Source organism: Trebonia sp., from assembly GCF_030042015.1.
Taxonomy (GTDB): Bacteria; Actinomycetota; Actinomycetes; order Streptosporangiales; family Streptosporangiaceae; genus Trebonia.
This window is the reverse complement of the sequence record NZ_JASIAL010000082.1, coordinates 1-2,908: the sequence shown is the minus strand read 5'-3', so window position 1 is coordinate 2,908 and position 2,908 is coordinate 1. Positions and strand designations below refer to the sequence as shown.

4 protein-coding genes are annotated in these 2,908 nt (G+C 68.2%); all 4 read left to right on the top strand.

Translation table 11 applies throughout. The features are described from left to right. Positions 1–894 (top strand): 2OG-Fe(II) oxygenase family protein (locus Q1N79_RS04010; RefSeq protein ID WP_300604535.1); only part of this gene is annotated, 894 nt, incomplete at its 5' end. A 698-nt stretch (positions 895–1,592) separates the two neighbouring features. After that, a complete protein-coding gene (locus Q1N79_RS04005) occupies positions 1,593–1,889 on the top strand; it encodes a hypothetical protein (RefSeq protein ID WP_300604532.1) in 297 nt (98 codons plus the stop codon). Next, complete coding sequence (locus tag Q1N79_RS04000) at positions 1,876–2,298, top strand: type II toxin-antitoxin system VapC family toxin (RefSeq protein WP_300604529.1); 423 nt, start codon at positions 1,876–1,878, stop codon at positions 2,296–2,298. The genes Q1N79_RS04005 and Q1N79_RS04000 overlap by 14 nt, the downstream gene beginning before the upstream one ends. 418 nt (positions 2,299–2,716) lie before the next feature. Then, on the top strand, positions 2,717–2,908 hold a 192-nt coding region (locus Q1N79_RS03995; RefSeq protein ID WP_300604527.1), incomplete at its 3' end, for a hypothetical protein.

The following is a 2,908-nucleotide window of genomic DNA, read 5'->3' as shown; positions in this document are numbered from 1 at the left end:
ATCGGCGAGCTGACCGCGGCGGCGGCCCGGTTCTTCGCGCTGCCGCTGGAGCAGCGGCTGCGGCTGGACAACCGGCTGTCCCCGCACTTCCGGGGCTACACCCGGCTCGGGCACGAGATCACCGCCGGCCGGGCCGACGCCCGCGAGCAGATCGACTTCGCGCCCGAACAGGCTGCTGTGCCCCGCGAGCTGTGGGACGCTCCGTACCGGCTGCTGGAAGGACCGAACCAGTGGCCCGATGACACCGTCCCTGAACTCCGCCCGCTGGCAGAACAGTGGGCCGGGCTACTGAGTTCCGTCGGCCGTGAGCTCACCCGGGCGATCTCCGTGGCGCTGGCGCTGCCCGAAGACCATTTCGACCAGTACTTCGCCGGCAAGCCGCACTGGTTCGCCAAGCTGATCCACTACGTCGGGGCCGCCGACGGCACCGATCTGCAAGGTGTCGGGCCGCACACCGACTGGAACTTCCTGACCCTGCTGCTCCAGGACGACACCGGCGGGCTGCAAGCCCGCCCAGCCGGCGCCGACCGCTGGATCGACGTCCCGCCGGTCGATGGCGCCCTCGTCGTGAACATCGGCGAGATGCTCGAAGTAGCCACCCATGGCTATCTCGTGGCCACTCCCCACCGGGTCCTGCCGTGCGCGCCAGGACGGACACGCGACTCGATCGCCTTCTTCTGGGCCCCCCGGCTGGACGCGCCCCTCGACACGGTGCCATTGCCGCGCGAATACGCCGAGCAGGCCCCCGGGGTCAGCCAGTCCGCCCATAACGTCCTGCACAGCCGCTTCGGCGACAACGCGCTCAAGGGCTGGCTGCGCTCGCATCCCGAGGTCGCGGCGACCCACCATGCCGACCTGCTCGCTCAGTCGCACACAACCGGCGGATCATCGTGAGGCGGTCCCGTCCAGCACTGTCGCCGACGGCGGTCCTTGCCACCGCGCCGGGGTGCAGTACACACCCAGACCGTGCCGATCATTGAGCAGTAAGCAACAGCCGCACGCCCTAGTGAGCCGGCCGTGAGTTCTGCGGTCACCACGTGAGCGGTCTTCGGTCACAGAAGGTGCCGGCCGTGGCCGCTGGCCGTTTGCGGCGCAGGGCAGGTCACGGGTCAACCCCGCCAGGAGCGGGCACATAGCCGACACATTCCCCCCGTCCAGCGGTGAACCACCTCCCGGAAGCCGCCCATGGACCATGATCACGGGTCAACGGGGACCGCCCGCGGCCACCTTCGGCCCATGATCATGAAACGCATCCCCCGGGCGGGACGTTGCCTGGCTTCGCACGCTGGAGCGGGCGACGGGAATCGAACCCGCATGACCAGCTTGGAAGGCATCAGGGGCAGCGGAACTGACGTGCGATAACGCAGGTCGGCGACGTGTTTTCGCTGTCCGTGAGCTACCGTGAATCTCCGCGATTTACCGTGCTGACGGGCACGCAGCGGGCACGCCGTCCGGCCTGCTCGAGCCCGCCCGCCAGCCTGGCCGACGGTGTGTCCGGGAAGTGGCATGCGGGCCTTGAGGCGTTGAAGGCGTATACGCTGTCGCCGACCGAAGCTGTGGTACGCCGTGGTACGGCGAGGTATGCTGGGGTAATGGTGTACCCAGGTGAGCGGCCAACAGATGTCAGCGTCCGGCAGTTCGTGGCGGACTCCGGGACGGTCACGCGTGGACTGCGGCAGGGGCACGCGTACACGCTGACCCTTAACGGCGAGCCGCTGGCGCGAATGATTCCCATTCGGCGGCGGCAGGCGGTTCCGACGGATGAGGTTTTCGCGGTCTTCGCTACCGCCCCGGTCATCGACGCGGATGAGCTCCGCGCGGACCTCGACGAGGCCTTCTCCCAGGACGTGCGCGATCCCTTCGAGGGGACCGGCCTTGACGGCACATGACGCGGCGGTGGTGGACACCAGCGTCATCGCGGCGCTCCGGCTCTACGACCGGTCGCAGTTCCCCGACACGATCTTCATCACTGCGATCACACTGGGGGAGCTATCACATGGGCCGCACGCGACTGATGACCCCGTGAAGCGCGCCGGACGGGTGGGGGTCTTGCAGCACGTTGAGGCAACCTTCGACCCGCTGCCATACGACCAGGCCGCCGCGCGCCTGTACGGGCAAATCGCCGCCGCTGTCCGCGCGGCGGGTCGCGAGCCACACAAGCGTGCCTCGGACCTGATGATCGCCGCGACTGCCGCAAGCAACCAGCTGCCGCTCTACACGGCCAACCCGGACGACTTCAAGGGCGCGGAAACCTTCGTGGTGATAGTTGGCGTCAGCGCGCGCCCTAACAGCCTCTGAGCTAACCGGTTCAAGTCGCCAGAGGGCCATAAGACGGCTATCCTCCGCGTGCCAGCAACCCCAGCTTGAGTTCGCCGGTCTGCCGTATGCGCAGGTCACGGCGATCCGCAACAGGCACGCGGCCCGGGCGGGTGCCCCTGAAAGCGTTCGAAAGATGCTCCTGAACTGCTGGAGCGGGCGACGGGAATCGAACCCGCATGACCAGCTTGGAAGGCTCTCAGTTCAGCCCTGCTGAGCTGCGTATCTGCAGTTCAGAAGAGATTTTGGCTAGCCGTGAGTGACCGTGGATTACCCTGTTTCGCCGTCCGGACGGGCACGTAACGGGCACGCCGTGGCGGCAGGGAGTCGCGAGTGCCGGCGGCCAGGTGGTCTTGGAACTAGACTCGACGGCAACGGTAGTGCGTGTAGGGAGCTGCGTGTGACAGCGGAAGCGTCGGAGATGGTGACGGTCCCTCGTGCCGAGCTCGACGCGCTGCGGGCTGAGGTAAGGCGGCTCCGGCGCGAGGTCGGGCGGAGCGTGGCCAGGGCGCGTATGGAGGCAGACCCCGGCCCGGGCGACGCCGCGCTGACTCTGTCGCGCAGTGAGCTCGCAGAGGCCTGGGGCATCAGT

What these genes read in the sequence shown, in the direction of transcription:
- Q1N79_RS04005 (WP_300604532.1), top strand. Translation starts at nt 1,593, where the DNA reads ATGGTGTACCCAGGTGAGCGGCCAACAGATGTCAGCGTCCGGCAGTTC.